An 18,610-nucleotide genomic window follows, 5' to 3' on the forward strand; every position below is an offset into this window, starting at 1 on the left:
AAACCGCCGTTGACACGCCACATTTCATATCAGCTTTGAAAACGAGGGGAAGTAAATTGGGACCGTTAGCAGGGGTACGTATTGTCGAATTGGCGGGGATCGGCCCAGGACCGGTCGCAGCAATGCTGCTCGCCGATCTCGGGGCGACCGTGATCCGTGTGGATCGAAAGGAGCCGTCCGGGCTTGGGTTGCCGCGCCCGGTTCAGTTCGACGTGGCGCTACGCAATCGTAAGTCGATCCGGGTCGACCTGAAGGATCCGGCGGGGATCGCGCTCGTGCTGGATCTTATCGGCAAGGCGGATGCGTTGATCGAAGGCTTTCGCCCTGGCGTGACCGAACGTCTAGGACTAGGGCCGGACATTTGCCTCGCGCGCAATCCGAAGCTGGTGTATGGGCGCGTGACAGGGTGGGGACAGGACGGGCCGCTCGCGCAGTCTGCCGGTCATGACATCAACTACATCTCGATCACCGGCGTGCTGAACGCAATCGGCGAGCACGGCGAGGCGCCGGTGATTCCCCTCAATGTGATCGGCGACTATGCCGGCGGGTCGCTCTATCTCGCACTCGGGATCCTCGCGGGCGTGCTTGAGGCTCGCACGTCGGGCAAGGGGCAGGTGGTGGACGCCGCGATCGTGGACGGCGTGGCGTCGCTAATGACAGTCCTCGTCGGCTTGCGCGAGGCCGGCATGTTCAGTGGTGAACGCGGCACCAACCTGACTGACTCAGGCGCGCCTTTTTACCAGGTCTACGCCTGCGCCGACGACAAGTACGTGTCGATCGGTCCCATCGAGCAGAAGTTCTATGTGCAATTGATCGAGCGTCTCGGTTTGAATCCAGCGGATCTGGGCAATCAGATGGACCAACGTAACTGGCAGAGGAACAAGTCAATCTTTGCGTCGAAGTTCAAGGAAAAAACCCGGGCCGAGTGGCTGGCACTGTTCGAGGGTTCGGACGCCTGTGTCGCGCCAGTGCTGGATTTGAAGGAAGCCTACGAACATCCACATATCAAAGCTCGCGCAACTTATATGGACGTGGCCGGGGTGATGCAGCCGGCGCCCGCACCCCGTTTTTCCCGCACGACATTACCCACGCCCGTGCCGCCCGCCGAATCGAATCGGGAGAATGCGTCCGCGGCGCTCGGCGACTGGCTCTCGGATAGCGAGATTGCTGAACTCGCTGCCGTGGGAACGTTTAGCTAACAAAAAATGGCAATCCACGCTCTACATTGGGTGAAGCCGCATTTTGAAGACTTCACGGGAGAAGCCGCAAAGGCAAGCCGACATGATCCGCGAAATTGAAATGATGCTTGAACGGATGTGGGATAAAGCGGCCGACGTTCGGCAAGCGCACCCGGCGGCACGCTCGGACTCCATGGCCTGGGCTGCCAATACTTCACGTAGAGTCAGCGTCGAAATCGACGCCGTCGGGCTCTACGGCCTAACGCTCCCCGACGCGTACGGTTGGGTCCGGTTCACTTCCAGAGAGCGTGGTTGACGCCGCCCGGTGCAACTTCGCTAATGGCAGTGCGTCGGAAGGGTTCGGGCGAGCACGGGCGTCGGGTCACGAAGTCACACGGTCATCGTTCGCGTAGTTGGCGTGGTTCGCGTGGTTCGTATAGTGTGGGCCGCCGGTGTCGTGGTCCTTTTCAAGCAAGACGGAGTCAGCGATGTCCTTGCAGACGCGCAACATTGTTCGGTTTGTTCCGTCAGCCAAAGGTTCGGGACCGACCTTGGCCGTGATCGCAGACGATAGCGAGAAGACGGCCACGCGTGAAGGCGGTCCGCCTGCGATGGTCATGCCGCTCGCCCGAAGCCTCTCTATTCTGTCTGCGTTCACACCGGCATCCCCTTGGCTCGGCAATCGGGACATTGTCTTCGAGACGGGAATTCCTGCATCAACCGTGTCGAGAATGTTGCGCTCACTGGTGGCGGTGGGCTATCTGCATTACTCACCGGAGCAACGCAAATATCGCCTGACTGCCGCGGCGCTGTCGCTCGGCTACGCTGCGATTGCGCATTCCACGGTGCAGCGCGTGGCGCGCCTCGAAATGCAGTCGTTTGCCAATGCGAATGAGGCGTTCATTGTGCTCGCGACCCGGGATCGCCTGGACGTGGTCGTGCTGGAGACGTGTGCGAGCAAGCCGGCCGCAGTGGATCTCAAGCTGTATGCGGGCACCCGTCTGCGGATCGCGTCGTCCCCGATGGGCTGGGCCTTGCTCGCCGCATTGCCGGAGCTCGAACGCTTCTATCTGCTTGGTAACATCGAACGGAAAATGGGCCGCGACTGGCCCCAACTGCGCCGCAATATCAGCGAAGGTATTTCGCAGGTGCATAACGTCGGCTATTGCACGTCGCTCGGCGAATGGGAACCCGAACTTGCCATCGTCGCCGCGCCGCTTGTCGTTCCGGATCACGCGCCGCTCGCGCTGGCGTGCATCGGGCGAAGTGCGCGCATGGGACGCGCGAGAGTCGAACGCGAACTGGGTCCGCGGCTCGTTGCAACGGCTCGGTCCCTGCAGGAGCAGGCGCTTTTTGCAAACTGAGGCGGTCATGAAAAATGCCGACGAGTCACCCGACATCACGTTGACTGTGGAACGTGGACTCGAAGTACTGCGTGCGTTTCACGCGGATAGGGCTCCACTGTCCAACGCTGAACTGGTGCGCCGGACAGGCTTGCCGAAAGCAACCGTATCGCGGCTGACAACGACCCTTATACGCATCGGTTTTCTGCGCAGGGCGGGCGGTGGGCGCCAGTTCGAACTGGGCGCTGGCGCGCTCGGCATCGGGCACGCCTATCTCGAAGTCAATCCGGTGACACGCCTCGTCAATCCTTTTCTGCAGGAACTGGCCGACAAGCTCAACGTGTGTGTGGCGCTCGCCGTGGCGCATCACCTCGACATGCTTTATATCGCGTGCGGAATCAGCACGAAGATAGCGACGCTGCGAACCGGCGTCGGTTCGTCGATACCAATGGGATCGACCGCGGCTGGCCGTGCCTATTTATCTGGTTTGCCGCCGATGGAACGGCGCGCGCGAATGGGCGCGATCATCGAAGGCTCGGGTGAGAATGCAAAGCTGGTTCAGCGCAGTATGGAAGTGGCCTTCGACGACCTCGCGGAATCGGGGGTATGCGTATGCGTCGGCGAATATCAGCGCAACGCCTTTGGAATAGCGCTGCCGCTGCGGCTCGGGCGCTCAGGTACCTTGATGGCGCTAAGTTGCGGCGCAGTGGAGTTGCAACCTGACGTTGCGAAGATTCGCCGCCGGTTTATGCCGGCGCTCAAGGCTGCCGCTCAAACGCTGACCGAACTGCTTGACGATGTCGACTGCACACCTTGAGCCGTCCGGGGAGTGCCGGCGCGGCTGCGTTTCCTGTTCGAACTCAGGGGTGTTGCCAGAAGCATTGCCTCAGATGACACCCAGTTCACGAAGCGAATCGATCTGCGCCTGGCTGTAGCCGGTCTCGATGAGTATTTCGTCGGTATGTTCGCCGATCGTCGGCGGCCGCGATTCGATCGACGGCGGCGTACGCGATAGCGTGGCCGGCGATTCCACAATCGGTGCGGCACGAGAAAGCCCTGGATAGTCAAGCCACTTGAAGGCGCCCAATGCCTTGATCAGCGGATCTTCGAGTGTTTCGCGCGGCGAATAGACCGGTCCGCCCGGAATCTTGGCTTTCTCCAATGCGGCCAGCGCCTCGGTGCGTGTACGCGTCGCACACCATTTTCCCATCAGCGCGCTTAGTACCTCACCGTGCTCGCCACGGCGCAAATCGTCGCTGAAACGCGGGTCGTCGAGGAGTTCGGGCCTGCCGATCAGGGCCGCCCAACGCTTGAACAGCGGTTGACCGATGACTTGCGCGATGATCCAGCCGTCGGTTGTGCGAAAGATGTCGGACGGACCGTAGTTTGGGCTGCGATTCCCCGTGGCCTGCCGGTTCAGGCCGAGCACCGATTCTTCAATCAGTGCGCCGCTAGCAATGGTCAACGCCGTCTGCAGCAGCGACACCTCGACCATCTGGCCGCGTCCGCTCGTGCGTCGCTCATACAGCGCCATCATGGTTCCCATCGCGCAGGACAACGCGGTCGCGAAGTCAACGACCGGCACCATCGCCTTGGTCGGACTATCAGGGGTGCCTGACATGTGGACCGCGCCGCTCATCGCCTGGCCGACGCCGTCGAATCCGACGCGGTGCGCCGCGTCGGCATGCGAGCCGAACGCCGACGATGCGCTCAGGATGATGTCCGGCTTGATGGTGCACAAAGTCTCGTAGTCGAGGCCGAGATTGTTCAGCGTTTTAGGTGGCATATTGGCGACCACCACGTCCGCGGTGCGAATGAGTCGATGCGCCACTTCGCGTCCCTCGGGCCGGTCGATATCGAGCGTCAGCGAGCGCTTGTTGCGATTGGACTGCAGGAAGAAGGCGCCTTCGCCGGTGTCGGTCACCGGCATCACGAACCGGTCTTCGCTTCCGCCGGTGCGATCAATCCGGATGACCTCGGCGCCGTAGTCGGCGAGCAGCGCTGCGCAAAACGGCCCGGCAATATAGCGACCGAAATCCAGCACGCGAATTCCTTCAAGTACTTTTTGCATCAGTCGTTCTTCCACTGTGAATATCGGCTCGCCGCGGATGGCGTCGCGCAAAGGATTGACGTCAATCCTGGACGGTGACGGGCCGTCCGGTCAACGCGATCACGCGTGGTGTTCCGTACAACGGAAGATCAACGGTCGTGCGCAACGCGTTACCGGGATATCCAACCGCGCAAGGCGATGCGCGATCCACGGGGCTGGCTCCGTGAACGCCGGTCGCGCGCGATTCCAATGGGCGAAACCGACTTCGTGAATGGAAAATCTCGCCTTCGCCGAATACAAATTGCGCAGTTCATCGGGGTGCAACACACTCACATTCATCGTGCGGTCGTGCGTTGCAACGAACCAGATAGCGAAGGAACAGATTGCGCGGAGTCGGTGACGCGCACACTTGGGAGACACAGGGATGGATTTGCGTTATACCGCGGCGGAGCAGGGCTTCCGTGACGAAGTACGCGCATTCGTCGAGGCGAAGTTGCCGCACGACATTCGGGACAAGGTGCTGGGTCACCGTCGCGTTGAAAAAGACGATTACGTGCGCTGGCACCGGATTCTGAACACGCAAGGGTGGGGCGCGCCGACGTGGCCGAAGGAATTCGGTGGCACCGGTTGGAACGCGCTGCAACGGCTGATTTTCGAAATCGAAGCGTTCAGGTCGGGCGCGCCTCGCCTGTTGCCTTTCGGGCTGACAATGATCGGCCCCGTGCTGATGAAGTACGCGTCGCCGGAAATGCAGGCGCGCTTCCTGCCGCGAATTCCGACCATGCAGGATTTCTGGTGCCAGGGCTATTCGGAGCCGGGCGCCGGCAGCGACCTCGCGTCCCTGAAAACGCGCGCGGTTCGTCGCGGCGACAAGTACATCGTGACGGGTCAGAAGACCTGGACGACGATGGCACACTTTGCCGACTGGATTTTCTGCCTCGTGCGCACGAACCCGGAAGCGAAGGCGCAGGAAGGCATCTCCCTGTTGCTGATCGACATGAAGTCGCCCGGCGTGACGGTGCGCCCGATCGTGACGCTAGACGGCGGCCATGATGTCAACGAGACATGGCTCGAGGACGTCGAGGTGCCGGTGGAAAATCGGGTGGGCGAGGAAAACCGCGGCTGGACGTACGCGAAATATCTGCTGGGTCATGAGCGCACCGGCATTGCGGGCATCGGCCATTGTCATCGCGAATTGCGGCAACTGAAGCACTACGCAACGACTACGCCGGACGGCAAAGGCGGCCGTGTGATCGACGACGTGCGGATGCGCGACAAGATTGCGCGCATCGAGATCGACGTGCTGGCGCTCGAGATGCTGTTGCTGCGGGTCGCCACGCAGGACGCCGGAAAAGGACCGGGCCCGGAAGCGTCGGTCGTGAAGATCCGCGGCTCGGAGATCCAGCAGGATATCGCGATGCTCCAGCAGGAAGTTGCCGGCCCGCACGGCTGGCCGTATTCGCCGCAGTGGCTGGAGGAGGGCGCAACGCAGCCGGTCAGCGGGCCGGACTGGGCCTCGCCCGCAGCCTCGACTTACTTCGATATGCGCAAGGTATCGATTTTTGGAGGTGCGACCGAAGTGCAGAAAAACATCATCGCCAAGATGATCCTCGGTTTCTAGGGAGCGGGCATGGACTTTACCTACAGCGAAGAGCAGCAGATGATGGCCGACAGTCTGCGCCGGTTCGTCGCCACTGAATACACGTTCGAGCGCCGCCGCAAGCGCTCGCGTCTGGGTGGCGCGTTCGAGCGCGCGATCTGGTCGTCGTTCGGCGAGCTGGGCGTGCTGGGCCTCACGATCGAGGCCGACTACGGCGGCTTTGGCGAAGGCGCGGCGAGTCGCCTCGTGGTACAGCGTGAACTGGGCCGCGGTCTCGTGCTCGAGCCGGTCGTGCCGTGCGCCGTGATCGCGGCTGCGGTGATCGGCGAATTCGGCAGTGACCGGCAGAAGGCGGCGTGGCTTCCGGGTATCGCGAGCGGCGAGAAGATTGTCTCGGTTGCGTATCTCGAGCCCGATTCGCGCTATCGACCCGATGCGGTCAGAACGATCGCGGAACGCAGCGATGACGGCTACCTGCTGAACGGCCAGAAGTCACTCGCCTGGCACGGCGAAGCGGCCGATGCGCTGCTTGTCACCGCGCTCGTTGGCCGGTCCGGCGACATCGGTCTCTTCATCGTGCCGCGCGACGCTCAGGGCGTTGCGGTGACAGGCTATCCGACCATCGACGGCCTTCGTGCCGCTGACCTGACGCTCGACAACGTGACGGTCGGCGCCGATGCGCTGATCTGCGGCCCCGCGGATGGCCTCGATGCGCTCCAGCACGGGATCGACCACGGGATTGCCGCGCTCTGTGCGGAAGCGGCTGGCGCGATGGAATGTCTGATCGACATCACGGCCGAGTTTTTGCGTACGCGCCAGCAATTCGGTCAGCCGCTTGGCAAGTTCCAGGCGCTGCAGCACCGCATGGCGGACATGCTGGTTCAGAAGGAGCTCGCGCTGTCGATGGCCTACGTCGCGGCGCAGGCGCTGGACGAACCGAACGCGGCGCAACGCGCGCGTATGCTTTCGGCGGCCAAGGTTATGGTCGCGAAGGCCGGGCGTTACGTCGGCCAGCAGGCCGTGCAGTTGCACGGCGGGATGGGCATGACAGACGAGCTGGAAGTCGGCGACTACTTTAAACGTCTGACGATGTTCGATCCGTTGTTCGGCGACAGCGACTACCATGTCGCCCGCTACAGCGACGCGATGGCATCGTAAGCCGGCCGCGCCGCCGCCGGTTTCTGGAAGGCTGTCCGTTCCCGGTTCCCGGTTCCCGGTGACGGTGGCGACGCGGCAAAGGTCGATCATGATGCACGCAGTCAACTCGACGGTCAGCGCCCACGTGGCGAGCGTGCCCGCTCGCGCATTGCATCCCGGCTGCGCGCGTCTGCTGCGTGTCTGCAATATCCGGTTGCCGTTCGAGGTCGAGTTCCTGGCGCGCCGAGGGCAGCATCTGCTTGCGGGCGAGCGGCGCCGAGGCGTGCTTGCGCAGGGCGAGTCGGTGGTCATCAAGCGATACCGCACGGTGCACTACGAGGGCGCAACCCTGATCGATCCGCGCGTTGGCTACGAGCTTCATCTGGTGTTGCATGACACCCTGCCTTTCACCAACGTGGGAGAAACCTGCACGGCGCCCACCCTCGCAGCGGCGCTCGCGTATGCGATCTTTTGCGAACCCGTCTGCGACTGGTCGGTCGCACTGGCGGCCGAGCGTATGCGGATGAGCACGCAGCATCTGAAGGCTCAATTGTTCCGCGAAAATAACGCGCTGACGGCGATCCTGCGCGAGCAGCGCCTGATGCGTGCTTTGCTGGCTCTGCTCGCGCAGCCTCATGCCCGCCAGAATCTGACTGCGCTGGCCAGTCAGTTCGGCTTCATTTCGGCGACGCGCCTCGACCGCGCGTTCAACGAACATTTCGGCAGCACCGCATCGCAGATCGCGACGCTCGCGTGGTATCCCGCGCTCACGTGGTCGTTCGCCGCCTCAACGGAGGAACCGGGGCGCCCCGCGACGGCCGAAGCGGGAGCAGCCTGAACCGCCGTCCCGGCGGGCCACGACTTCGAAAATCCCAAATGGGGTCTTCACCGAATATAAATTGCGCGGCTCATCCGGCTGCCAGACACTGGGATTCATGCTGCGCTTTGACCCCCTGGCTCGTGCGGCTCAGCGCGACCTACCTAACGTAAATTAGAGAAAATACGGAGAACTCCTGATTGCGGTGCTCGCGCAATAAAAGGCGAACGTGTCGCGGCGCATCTGGTTCACGCGGGACGAAGTCGGGATTCGCGAGATACAAATTGTCGAGCCTGCGCGCATGCGTCAATCTGCAGACATCTGAATGCAATCAGCGGATCAAGGAGACGAAGTGATGGCGGAGCAACGCATGATGGATGGCAAGGTCGTGGTCGTGACGGGAGCGGGCGGCGGCATCGGCCGCGACATCGCGCTGCTGATGGCGCGTCAGGGCGCCAAAGTGGTGATCAACGACGTCGGCGCATCGCTCACGGGCGAGGGGCACAGTGCCGGTCCCGCGCAACAGGTCGTCGAAGAGATCAAGGCTTTTGGCGCTGAAGCGACGGCGAACACGGACAGTGTCGCGGAGCCGGCCGGTGCGGCACGCATCGTCGAGCAGGCAGTGGACACATTCGGCCGCGTCGATTGCGTCGTCAATAACGCCGGCATTCTGCGCGACCGCTTCTTCCACAAGATGTCCGAAGCTGAATGGGACGCAGTCCTGAAGGTCCACCTGTACGGCAGTTTCTATGTGTCGCGCGCGGCCGCCGACCGCTTCAAGGAACAGGGTAATGGCGCGTTCGTCCACATGACGTCGACTTCGGGACTGATCGGCAATCTCGCCCAGGCGAATTACAGTGCGGCCAAGCTGGGGATCGCTGGTCTTTCGAAGTCGATCGCCCTCGATTTGCAGAAATTCGGCGTGCGCTCGAACTGCATCGCGCCGTTCGCATGGAGCCGCATGATCAATTCGATCAAGGTCGATACGCCCGAGCAGGAGGCACGCGTCGAGAAGATCAGGCAGATGACGCCGGCCAAGATCGCGCCGCTTGCCGTCTATCTCGGCAGTGACGCGGCGCAGGCGGTCAACGGCCAGATCTTCGCGGTGCGCAACAACGAAATTTTCGTGATGAGTCAGCCGCGCCCGCTGCGTTCGGTTCATCGCAGCGAAGGCTGGACGCCGGAGCTGATCGCCGAACACGCGATGCCGGCACTGCGTTCGAGCTTTCATTCCCTCGACGTGTCGGCTGACGTGTTCAGCTGGGACCCGGTGTGACGCCGTATCGCCGCAGCCACTTCTGACACGTACATCTGCAACGAGAGGAATTCAACATGAGACGAGCAGCGATCGTGGCACCCTTGCGGACACCAGTCGGCACATTCGGCGGCAGCCTGCGCGGCGTACCGGTCGAGACGCTGGCGTCGACCGTCATCCGTGCGACGCTCGAACGGAGCGGCATCGACCCCGCCCGGATTGAAGACGTCGTGTTCGCGCAGTCCTACGCGAACAGCGAGACGCCCTGCATCGGCCGTTGGGCCGCGCTGGAAGCCGGCCTGCCGGTGCAGGTGCCGGGCATGCAACTCGACCGCCGTTGCGGCGGTGGCCTCCAGGCAGTGGTGACGGCCGCGATGATGGTGCAAAGCGGCGCAGCCGACGTCGTCATGGCGGGCGGCGTCGAGAGCATGAGCAACATTGAGTACTACACGACCGACATGCGCTGGGGCTCGCGCGCCGGCTCGGTCAAGCTGCACGACCGCCTTGAGCGCGGCCGTGAACGTTCGCAGCCAGAGGGGCGTTTCGGCTACATCTCAGGGATGATCGAGACCGCCGAGAATCTCGCGCGCGACTACGGCATTTCCCGTCAGGAAGCGGATGAGTACTCGGTGCGCAGCCATCGGCGCGCTGCAGACGCATGGGCCTCTGGCCGCTTCGACGACGAAATCGTGCCGGTGAGTGTGCCGCAACGCAAGGGCGAGCCGGTGCTCTTCACGCGTGACGAAGGCGTGCGCGTGGAGGCCACCGCCGAGTCGCTCGGCAAGCTCCGCCCGCTGATGAAGGACGGCACGGTGACGGCCGGCAACGCCAGCCAGCAGAACGACGCGGCCGCGGCCTGCCTGATCGTCGCCGAGGACAAGCTCGCGGAACTGAACCTCACACCGATCGCCTATCTGACGGGTTGGGCCGCCGCCGGTTGCGAACCGTCGGCGATGGGCATCGGGCCGGTGCCAGCGGTCCAGAAGCTGTTGGGCAAAACCCGTCTCACGCTCGAGCAGATCGACCTCGTGGAATTGAATGAGGCCTTCGCGTGCCAGGTGCTGGCCGTTCTGAAGGGCTGGGGCTGGAACGATCAGTCGAGGCTCAATGTGAACGGCTCGGGTATCTCGCTCGGCCATCCGATCGGCGCCACGGGCGTGCGGATGCTGGCGACGCTGCTCCACGAACTGCAGCGCCGCAAGGGTCGCTACGGTCTCGAAACGATGTGCGTCGGAGGCGGTCAAGGGATCGCCGCGATTTTCGAGCGCGCGTGATGAACGGGACGCCCATGCTCGAGAGGCTGAACGCGCAACTCGAACGTCTGCGAACGCATTCGTTTCATGCCGCTCGACTGCCTGGGCGGGTTGCCAGCCTGCAGGAATTCGCCGAACGCGTGCCGACAATGACGCGCTCGGACCTCGTCGCCGAAATGATGAAACCCGGCTATGGCGCGTTCAAACCGCACGTGCCGCCGGTACGCGTGAATCTGACGCCGATGGGCGCCCCACTGGTGCCGATCCTGCAGAGCGCGGCGGACCTGCGTGCGATCGAGGCCGCCTGCGGCCGGCACCTCGACGCCTGCGGTATCGGTCCGGGCGACGTGTGTCTGGTGACCTTCGGTTATCACCTGTTCGTTGCCGGCTTGTTTTATCAAAGCCAGATGGAGGCACGCGGCGTCGCATGCATTTCGCACGGCCCCGGCGAGACCGAGCGCGCTGCCGCGATCGCGCGTCAGTGCGGCGTGACAGTGTTGGCGGCCAACCCGTCCCATGCGCTCAAGCTGCTCGACGCCGGCTGCCCGGCACCGCGGGTTTTCTTTGCGGGCGGTGAATCGTTCACGAGCAATCGGGCGCTCTACGAACGGGTACGCAACGCGATGCCGGACACGCTCCTTGTCGACAGCTACTCGTTGTCCGAATGTCTACCCGTTGCCCGAACGTTTCCTGGCGGCACTGGCTTGCACGTATTCGACGAACTGCTGTACGCGGAAGTCATCGATCCAGAAACGGGCATGTCAGTGTCGCCAGGCAAGCGCGGCGAACTCGTGCTCACGCATCTGGCGAAGGAATTGCAACCGCTCGTGCGCTACCGAACCGGCGATCTCACAGTGCTCGACATCACCGAGCCGGTTCACGGTCGCACGATGTCGCTGCCGCGCAGCGTGTTCGGACGGACCGACACGATGGTGAAGGCCAGGGGCGTCAAGGTCTATCCGTCGGAATTGCGGCGGCTGCTCGACGACGTCGAGGCGGCGACGGGGCGCTACCGCCTCGTCGTGACGCGCGCGCCGGGTGGTGGCGATCATCTGCGGTTCGAAATCGAGTACGGCGCAGTGGACGTGCCGGACGCGTCGGTCATCGGCGCAATTGGTGCCCGCTTCAAACAGCAAACGCTGATCGCGGTCGACCGGATCGATTTTGTCGCGGTGATAGATGGCGATCCGGTTGTCCAGGACATGAGGAAGTGAACATGACAGAGGCGACTCACCTCACCGAACGGAAGCCGTGGCGCTTCGTGCTCGGCCACCGCAGCTATGCGGATTTCTCAATCTCGGTGTCGCCGGCAATCGAGTGCGCGGTCGCGGAGCGGGCGGTCCCGCCCACCGTGTACCTGAACGTGTTCGACAGCGACAGCATCACCATCGGCGTCAATGAAGATCCGAATCAGGTACTCGACATCGAGTGCTGCCGGCGTCACGGCTTGACTGCGCTGCGTCGCATGAACGGCGGCGGCGCCATCTACGCGGGCCGCGGCTCGGCGTTCCTGGCGTTGTATCTACCGCTCGGCGAGCGCAACGTGCCGTCGACCGCGGCGGATGCGTTTCCGGTCGTGCTCGGACATGTCGCCGACAGTCTGCGCGAGCAGTTCGGACTCGCGGCCGCCTACCGGCCGCTCAACGACGTCGAGATCGACGGACGCAAGCTGGTCGCCACGTCGGTGAAGATCGAGTTCGGCGTCCTGACGTTTCGCATCCTGCTGAACGTGAAGGAAATCGATACGGAGATGGCGACGCACGCGCTGCCCATGCCGCCGGAGAAGGTGCGCGACAAGAAACACAAAGATCTCGGTGCCCGCTACACGTTTCTCGAACGTGAGCTTGGACGCGCGGTGTCGCATGAGGAGCTGGTGCAATGGGCGCATGACGTGACGCGTCGTGCGTTCGGCGAAGTCGACCTCATTGCGGGCACCACGAACGGAATTGAGAACGTGCTCGCGAAGGAATACGCCGGCCAGCTCGCGAGCGATGAATGGTTCAACGGCAAGAGTGAGGCGACACGCTATTCACCGCTGATGCGCGAAGGCGACCTCATCGGACGCGGCCGGGAAAAAGCACCGGCCGGGATGATCTGGTTGAGTCTGCTGGTGCGCGATAACACGATCGTCCGCGCAATTGTCAACGGCGATTGGCATCCTCGCCCGATCCGCTCGGTCGAGTGGCTCGAGGAGGGATTCACGGGCCTTCCCGCCGAACGCGACGCGTGCGAGCGGCATATCAAAGCGTTCCTCGCGCGCCCGGATGTCGAATTCGCGGGCATGGAACCGATCCATCTAACAAACGCTCTGGAGCGCGCGCTTGCGAGCATGGCCGACGCTGCCAACTGATTGGAGCACCACAATGAATGAAGAAAACCCCTTGCTGGTCCACATGGAGGACGGCATCGCGACGCTGACGCTCAACCGCCCGCAGCAAAAAAACGCGCTGAACAATCCGATGCGTCATGCGTTGCGCGATGCCGTCTATGCGATCCGCGCGGACCGCTCGGTGCGTGCGGTCATCCTGCGCGGCGCGGGAACGGACTTTTGTTCTGGCGGCGACATTCGCTCGATGAACGTCGCGGATGCGCAGGCAGGACGTGAGCGCATCGACGATCTGCACGGCTGGATCAGCCTGCTGCTCGACCTGGACCGACCCGTCATCGCGGCGGTCGACGGCGTGACCTATGGCGCGGGCTTCAGCCTGGCGCTCCTCGCCGACCTCGTGATCGCGACGCCGCGCGCGCGTTTCTGCATGCCGTTCATGAAGGTAGGACTGTTGCCGGACTGCGGTGCGTTCTATACGCTGCCGCGCGTGGTCGGCATGTCGCGCGCGAAGGACCTTGTTTTCAGCTCGCGGGAGATCGGCGCGGAAGAGGCGCGCAGCATGGGCGCGGTATTCGAGATCGTGCCGGAAGACACACTGCACGACCGCGCCCGGCAAATCGCTATAAGCCTTGCAGGCGCGTCTCCGGTAGCGTTCGGTCTCGCGAAGCGCGCGCTCAATCAGTCGTACGGCAGCGACTTGCGCGCGATGCTCGAGGTAGAAGCGCTCGGCCAGGGTATCGCATTCACGACCGAATACCACAAGGAAGCAGTACGGCGCTTCAAGGAAAAAGAAACGCCGCTGTTTCAGTGGCCCTCCAGGATCGAGGCGTGACCGACCAACATGACCATCAGCTACCACAACCTGAAAAGCTGGCCGTTCGAGGATATCGAGCAGCATTACACGGCCCGCGACACGATCCTGTATAGCCTCGGCGCGGGGTATGGCATGAATCCCCTTGACCCCGACGAAAGTGCGTTCGTCTATGAGAAAGAACTTCGAGTGCCGCCGACATTCGCGGTCGTACTCGGTTTTCCGGGCTTCTGGGTCAAGGATCCCAAAAGCGGGATCGACTGGGTCCGCATGCTGCATGGCGAACAGAGCTTACGCATTCACAAGTCGCTACCGTCTACTGCAACCGTAATCGGCCGTTCGCGGATCGCGCGCATCGTCGACAAGGGAGCGGGTAAGGGCGCGCTCGTATTGATCGAACGGAAGGTGACGGACAAGGCCACAGGCGAACTGCTGGCGACCATCGAGCAATTGAATTTTTGCCGCGGCGACGGCGGCTACAGTGCCGGCGGTGAGCCTAGCGACGAAGTGCCGACGTCACCGCCGCCGGTGCCGGAGCGCTCGCCGGATACGGTGTGCGATCTGCCGACGCGCCCGGAGATCGCGCACATCTACCGCCTGTCGGGCGACGACAATCCGCTGCACGTCGATCCCGATGTGGCACGCAACGCCGGCTTCGAGCGTCCGATCCTGCACGGTCTCGCCACCTGGGGCGTCGCGGCGCACGCGGTATTGAAGACGATGTGCAACAGCGATCCGGCGCGGCTTGCGTTGTTCCGCGCACGCTTCACTGCGCCGGTGTACCCCGGCGAGACGATCCGCACGGAAGTGTGGCGCGAGGGTGAGGTCGTGCAGTTCCGTTCCAGCGTGATCGAACGCAACGTGGTCGTGCTCAACAACGGCTACGCAGAACTGCGCTAACGCGCTGTCTGGCTCAATCTTTTACGGAAGCAATTCATGGCCCGTCAACCGAAACCGCTGGTGCGATCCGATATCGCATACAGCCTGCCCGATCGTATTGTCGTGCGCGGCAAAGATCTGCCCAACGAAGTGCTGGGGCATATAAATCTCGGTGATTTCGCGTTCCTGCAATTGACCGGCAACGCCGCGACACCGGAGCAATCCACGGTGTTCAACGCGATTCTCATCACGCTCGTCGAACACGGCATGACACCGAGCGCGATCGTCGCGCGCATGACCTACGCGGGCGCGCCCGAATCGCTGCAGGCCGCGGTCGCGGCTGGGCTCTGCGGGCTCGGCTCGGTGTTCGTCGGCAGCATGGAGGGCGCGTGCCGGATGCTGTCCGAAGCACTGCCATACGGCACGAAACACGAGGACCTGAAGCAACTCGCGCGCGACACGGTCGCCGTGTGGCGCGCTCGCGGCGCGTCGATTCCCGGCATCGGGCACCCACTTCACAAGCCCGTCGATCCGCGTACGCCGCGGCTCTTCGACATTGCCGCACAAAACGGACTGTCAGGCGATTACGTGAAGCTGATGCAGTTGATCGGCGCGGAGGCGGAGCGGGTGTCGGGCAAGTCGCTGCCGGTCAACGCAACCGGCGCGATCGGCGCAATCTGCTGCGAGTTCGGCTTTCCGTGGCGGATCGTGCGCGGCTTCGGGGTGATGGCCCGGGCGATCGGGCTCGTCGGGCACCTGGCTGAGGAGGCCGAGCGGCCGATGGCGATCGAACTGTGGCAACGCGTCGAAGACGAGGCGTCGGCCCATCTGCGCGGCGAAGCTTAGTGTGCAAAAAGCCGGTCGCACAATTCGGCCATAAACCTAAGCAAAGACGAAGGCCAGGTTCCGGAAAGCGGACTTCGCGAAGCGAAACGGACGGGCCATAGTGGCACCATCTGCAGCGTATTGGAGCCTTCGCAAGTGTCGGCAATACCATCAACGGAATCCGCAACGTCGTCGTTCGGCGCCTGGCTGAACAGGTCAGAGACACTCGGCGACGACATTACGGCGTATCCCCTCAACGCCCTCGCCGCGAGCCTCGAGCGCGCGTCGTCCGACGGCGTCGTGCCGCCGCTCTGGAACTGGCTGTACTTCCTGCCGATCGCGCCGATGTCCGACGTCGGCGAAGACGGGCATCCGAAACGCGGCGGCTTTCTGCCATCGGTGCCGCTGCCTCGCCGGATGTGGGCCGGCGGGCGCCTGACGTTTCATGCGCCGATGCGCGCGGGCCAGCGTGCCACGCGCACCTCGACGATTGCCGATATCGAGGACAAGACCGGCCGCAGCGGTCGCCTTGTGTTCGTAACGGTCCGTCACTGCTACGAGGCGGATGGACGCGGTGCCCGCGCTCGGCCAGCACACCGACGCCATTCTCGTCGAACTCGGCTACGACCGCGCGCGAATCGCCGCGTTGCGTGCGGCCGGCACTCTGTTTCGGGAGATATCGGCATGACGGCTATTTCGCCGCGTTCCTGGCTGTTCGTTCCGGGCAACCGCGCCGAGCGTTTCGAGAAAGCCCGCTCGGCAGGCGCCGACGCGGTGATCCTCGATCTCGAGGACGCAGTGCCACCCGGTGAAAAGGAGGCAGCGCGCGCAGCCATCGTCGCGCACCTCGATCCCGCACGCCCAGTCTGGGTGCGCGTCAACGCGGCCGACACCGACTGGTTTGCCGCAGATGTGGCCGCACTGGCTGCACATGCCGGCATTGCCGGCATCGTGTTGCCGAAGTGCGAGACCCGTATGCAGATAGATGGCGTGCTCGCGTGCGCGCACGCTGCGCTTGCGTTGATGCCGCTCGTCGAAACCGCGCGCGGCCTGGCCGGTCTCGACGAAGTGTGTGGCGCGCCTCGCGTCGCGCGGGTGGCGTTCGGCACGCTCGATTTTCAGGTCGACCTCGGAATCGACGGCGACGGTGAGGAGCTGAACGCCTTCCGCTCCATGATCGTGCTTGCGTCGCGTATGGCGGCCATCGAACCGCCGGTGGACGGCGTGTCGACGGTCATCGACGATGCGCAAGTGATCGAACGGCACGCGCGCTACGCCCGCAAATTCGGCTTCGGCGGAAAGTTGTGCATTCATCCGAAGCAGGTCGAGGCCGTGCATCAGGCCTATGCATGGGGCGACTCCGAGTGTGCGTGGGCGGCGCGTGTAATGGAAGCCGTAGACAGGAGCGCCGGCGCGGCGGTGGCCGTGGACGGGAAGATGGTCGATATGCCGGTCATTCTGAAAGCGCAGCGCATTCTTCGGGCGCAATGACGCGCAACGACGAGGGCGAAACGTTTAACTGCATGTGCATAGCAACATTGAAAGGAGATGAGCGTGAAAATCCTGGTGCCAGTCAAGAGAGTGGTCGATGCGAACGTGAAAGTCAGCGTGAAACCCGATCAATCGGGTGTCGATCTCACTAGCGTGAAGATGTCGATGAACCCGTTTGATGAAATCGCCGTGGAGGAGGCCGTGCGGTTGAAGGAAGCGGGCGTGGCGACCGAAGTGATCGCCGTTTCGGTGGGCGTGGCGCAGGCGCAGGAAACGCTGCGCTCGGCGCTAGCCATTGGCGCGGATCGGGCGATTCTCGTCGAGTCGAAAGATGGCGTCGAGCCGCTCGCGGTCGCGAAGATCCTGAAGGCGCTGGTCGATAGGGAACAGCCGCAGCTGATCATTCTCGGCAAGCAGGCGATCGACAACGATTCGAACCAGACCGGCCAGATGCTGGCTGCGCTGGCGGGTTTGCCGCAGGCGACGTTCGCCTCGAAGCTTGTCGTTGCAGACGGCAAGGCTACCGTTTCGCGCGAAGTGGACGGCGGTGCTGAAACGCTTTCACTCACGTTGCCTGCCGTGGTCACCACCGATCTGCGCCTGAACGAGCCGCGCTACGTGACGTTGCCGAACATCATGAAGGCGAAGAAGAAGCCGCTGGAAATCGTCAAGGCGGAAGACCTCGGCGTTGATGTGACACCGCGCCTGAAGACGCTGAAGGTTGTCGAGCCGCCGAAGCGCTCCGCCGGTGTGAAGGTCGCGGATGTGCAGGCGCTAATCGAGAAGCTGAAGATTGAAGCCAAGGTGCTTTAAGTAGAACGGCAACCATGTTGCATGGGACTGGATTGGGCGCTAAAGCGCTAACTTCAGTCGACACGGAGACAGACGAAATGACGAATCTTGTATTGGCGGAACACGACAACGCAGCGATCAAGGCCGCGACGCTGCACACGATTGCAGCGGCACAGAAGATCGGTGGCGACGTTCACGTGCTGGTCGCAGGGCACAACGCGCAAGCAGCAGCGGATGCGGCGGCCAGGATCGCAGGCGTTAGCAAGGTGCTGCTGGCCGACGCGCCGCAGCTTGAGGCCGGCCTCGCGGAAAACGTCGAAGCGACGGTGCTGAACATCGCGAAGGACTACACGCACATCCTCGCGCCGGCGACTGCTTACGGCAAGAACATCGCCCCGCGTATCGCCGCGAAGCTCGACGTCGCGCAGATCAGCGACATCACGGCAGTGGACAGTGCCGACACGTTCGAGCGTCCGATCTACGCGGGCAATGCGATCGCTACCGTGCAGTCGGCTGATCCGATCAAGGTCATCACGGTTCGTTCGACTGGGTTCGACCCGGTCGCGGCAGTCGGCGGCAGCGCCACAGTCGAGAAGATCGAAGCCGCGGCCGACACCGGCCTCTCGCAGTTCGTGAGCCGTGAAGTCACGAAGCTCGACCGTCCGGAACTGACCTCGGCGAAGATCATCGTCTCGGGCGGCCGCGGTCTGGGCAACGGCGAGAACTACACGAGGGTTCTGGAGCCGCTGGCCGACAAGCTGAACGCAGCGCTAGGCGCATCGCGCGCAGCCGTCGATGCGGGTTTCGTGCCGAACGACTATCAGGTCGGCCAGACCGGCAAGATCGTCGC

17 protein-coding genes and 1 pseudogene are annotated in these 18,610 nt (G+C 63.3%); 17 read left to right on the forward strand and 1 reads right to left on the reverse strand.

What is annotated here, in order from left to right; all coding sequences use genetic code 11:
* The first annotated feature begins 56 nt into the window (after nt 1–56).
* The 3 genes from HHL24_RS03850 to HHL24_RS03860 all read left to right on the forward strand — a co-directional run bounded on the left by HHL24_RS03850 (nt 57) and on the right by HHL24_RS03860 (nt 3,338).
* The gene (locus HHL24_RS03850; protein ID WP_169484064.1) at nt 57–1,199 is read left to right on the forward strand and encodes a CaiB/BaiF CoA transferase family protein; all 1,143 of its coding nucleotides are present in this window, start codon (nt 57–59) and stop codon (nt 1,197–1,199) included.
* Nucleotides 1,200–1,666: 467 nt separating this feature from the next.
* Nucleotides 1,667–2,542, forward strand: a complete 876-nt coding sequence (locus tag HHL24_RS03855) for an IclR family transcriptional regulator (protein WP_169484065.1) — start codon at nt 1,667–1,669, stop codon at nt 2,540–2,542.
* Between the two features lie 7 nt (nt 2,543–2,549).
* Nucleotides 2,550–3,338, forward strand: a complete 789-nt coding sequence (locus tag HHL24_RS03860) for an IclR family transcriptional regulator (RefSeq protein ID WP_169484066.1) — start codon at nt 2,550–2,552, stop codon at nt 3,336–3,338.
* 69 nt (nt 3,339–3,407) lie between these two features.
* Here HHL24_RS03860 and HHL24_RS03865 read toward each other — a convergent pair whose 3' ends face one another.
* On the reverse strand, nt 3,408–4,592 hold the full coding sequence (locus tag HHL24_RS03865; protein ID WP_169484067.1) for a CaiB/BaiF CoA transferase family protein: 1,185 nt from the start codon (nt 4,590–4,592) through the stop codon (nt 3,408–3,410).
* A 403-nt stretch (nt 4,593–4,995) separates the two neighbouring features.
* Here HHL24_RS03865 and HHL24_RS03870 point away from each other — a divergent pair, with 403 nt between their 5' ends.
* The 14 genes and pseudogenes from HHL24_RS03870 to HHL24_RS03935 all read left to right on the forward strand — a co-directional run.
* A complete protein-coding gene (locus HHL24_RS03870) occupies nt 4,996–6,192 on the forward strand; it encodes an acyl-CoA dehydrogenase family protein (protein ID WP_169484068.1) in 1,197 nt (398 codons plus the stop codon).
* A 9-nt stretch (nt 6,193–6,201) separates the two neighbouring features.
* A complete protein-coding gene (locus tag HHL24_RS03875) occupies nt 6,202–7,329 on the forward strand; it encodes an acyl-CoA dehydrogenase family protein (protein WP_169484069.1) in 1,128 nt (375 codons plus the stop codon).
* 88 nt (nt 7,330–7,417) lie between these two features.
* Nucleotides 7,418–8,146 carry a helix-turn-helix transcriptional regulator gene (locus tag HHL24_RS03880; protein ID WP_169484070.1) on the forward strand — a complete coding sequence of 243 codons (729 nt, stop codon included), beginning with the start codon at nt 7,418–7,420 and terminating at the stop codon, nt 8,144–8,146.
* 349 nt (nt 8,147–8,495) lie between these two features.
* Nucleotides 8,496–9,401, forward strand: a complete 906-nt coding sequence (locus HHL24_RS03885; protein ID WP_169484099.1) for an SDR family NAD(P)-dependent oxidoreductase — start codon at nt 8,496–8,498, stop codon at nt 9,399–9,401.
* Between the two features lie 56 nt (nt 9,402–9,457).
* The gene (locus HHL24_RS03890; protein WP_169484072.1) at nt 9,458–10,654 is read left to right on the forward strand and encodes an acetyl-CoA C-acetyltransferase; all 1,197 of its coding nucleotides are present in this window, start codon (nt 9,458–9,460) and stop codon (nt 10,652–10,654) included.
* Complete coding sequence (locus tag HHL24_RS03895) at nt 10,654–11,847, forward strand: phenylacetate--CoA ligase family protein (protein WP_169484073.1); 1,194 nt, start codon at nt 10,654–10,656, stop codon at nt 11,845–11,847. Before HHL24_RS03890 ends, HHL24_RS03895 begins: the two co-directional genes overlap by 1 nt.
* Nucleotides 11,848–11,849: 2 nt before the next feature.
* Nucleotides 11,850–12,983 (forward strand): lipoate--protein ligase family protein, encoded by a 1,134-nt coding sequence (locus HHL24_RS03900; protein ID WP_169484074.1) that lies wholly within the window; start codon nt 11,850–11,852, stop codon nt 12,981–12,983.
* 13 nt (nt 12,984–12,996) lie between these two features.
* Nucleotides 12,997–13,794 (forward strand): enoyl-CoA hydratase/isomerase family protein, encoded by a 798-nt coding sequence (locus HHL24_RS03905; RefSeq protein ID WP_169484075.1) that lies wholly within the window; start codon nt 12,997–12,999, stop codon nt 13,792–13,794.
* A gap of 9 nt (nt 13,795–13,803) precedes the next feature.
* Nucleotides 13,804–14,673 carry a MaoC/PaaZ C-terminal domain-containing protein gene (locus tag HHL24_RS03910; protein ID WP_169484076.1) on the forward strand — a complete coding sequence of 290 codons (870 nt, stop codon included), beginning with the start codon at nt 13,804–13,806 and terminating at the stop codon, nt 14,671–14,673.
* A 36-nt stretch (nt 14,674–14,709) separates the two neighbouring features.
* Complete coding sequence (locus HHL24_RS03915) at nt 14,710–15,498, forward strand: citryl-CoA lyase (protein WP_169484077.1); 789 nt, start codon at nt 14,710–14,712, stop codon at nt 15,496–15,498.
* Between the two features lie 432 nt (nt 15,499–15,930).
* Nucleotides 15,931–15,990: pseudogene (locus HHL24_RS43805) on the forward strand (hypothetical protein); the annotation flags it as partial.
* 171 nt (nt 15,991–16,161) lie between these two features.
* On the forward strand, nt 16,162–16,968 hold the full coding sequence (locus HHL24_RS43810) for an HpcH/HpaI aldolase/citrate lyase family protein (RefSeq protein WP_169484101.1): 807 nt from the start codon (nt 16,162–16,164) through the stop codon (nt 16,966–16,968).
* A gap of 63 nt (nt 16,969–17,031) precedes the next feature.
* Nucleotides 17,032–17,781 carry an electron transfer flavoprotein subunit beta/FixA family protein gene (locus tag HHL24_RS03930; RefSeq protein WP_169484078.1) on the forward strand — a complete coding sequence of 250 codons (750 nt, stop codon included), beginning with the start codon at nt 17,032–17,034 and terminating at the stop codon, nt 17,779–17,781.
* A gap of 77 nt (nt 17,782–17,858) precedes the next feature.
* Nucleotides 17,859–18,610, forward strand: a 752-nt coding sequence (locus HHL24_RS03935; RefSeq protein ID WP_169484079.1) for an electron transfer flavoprotein subunit alpha/FixB family protein, incomplete at its 3' end; no start/stop codon positions are given.

This window comes from Paraburkholderia polaris (genome assembly GCF_012927345.1).
GTDB lineage: Bacteria > Pseudomonadota > Gammaproteobacteria > Burkholderiales > Burkholderiaceae > Paraburkholderia > Paraburkholderia polaris.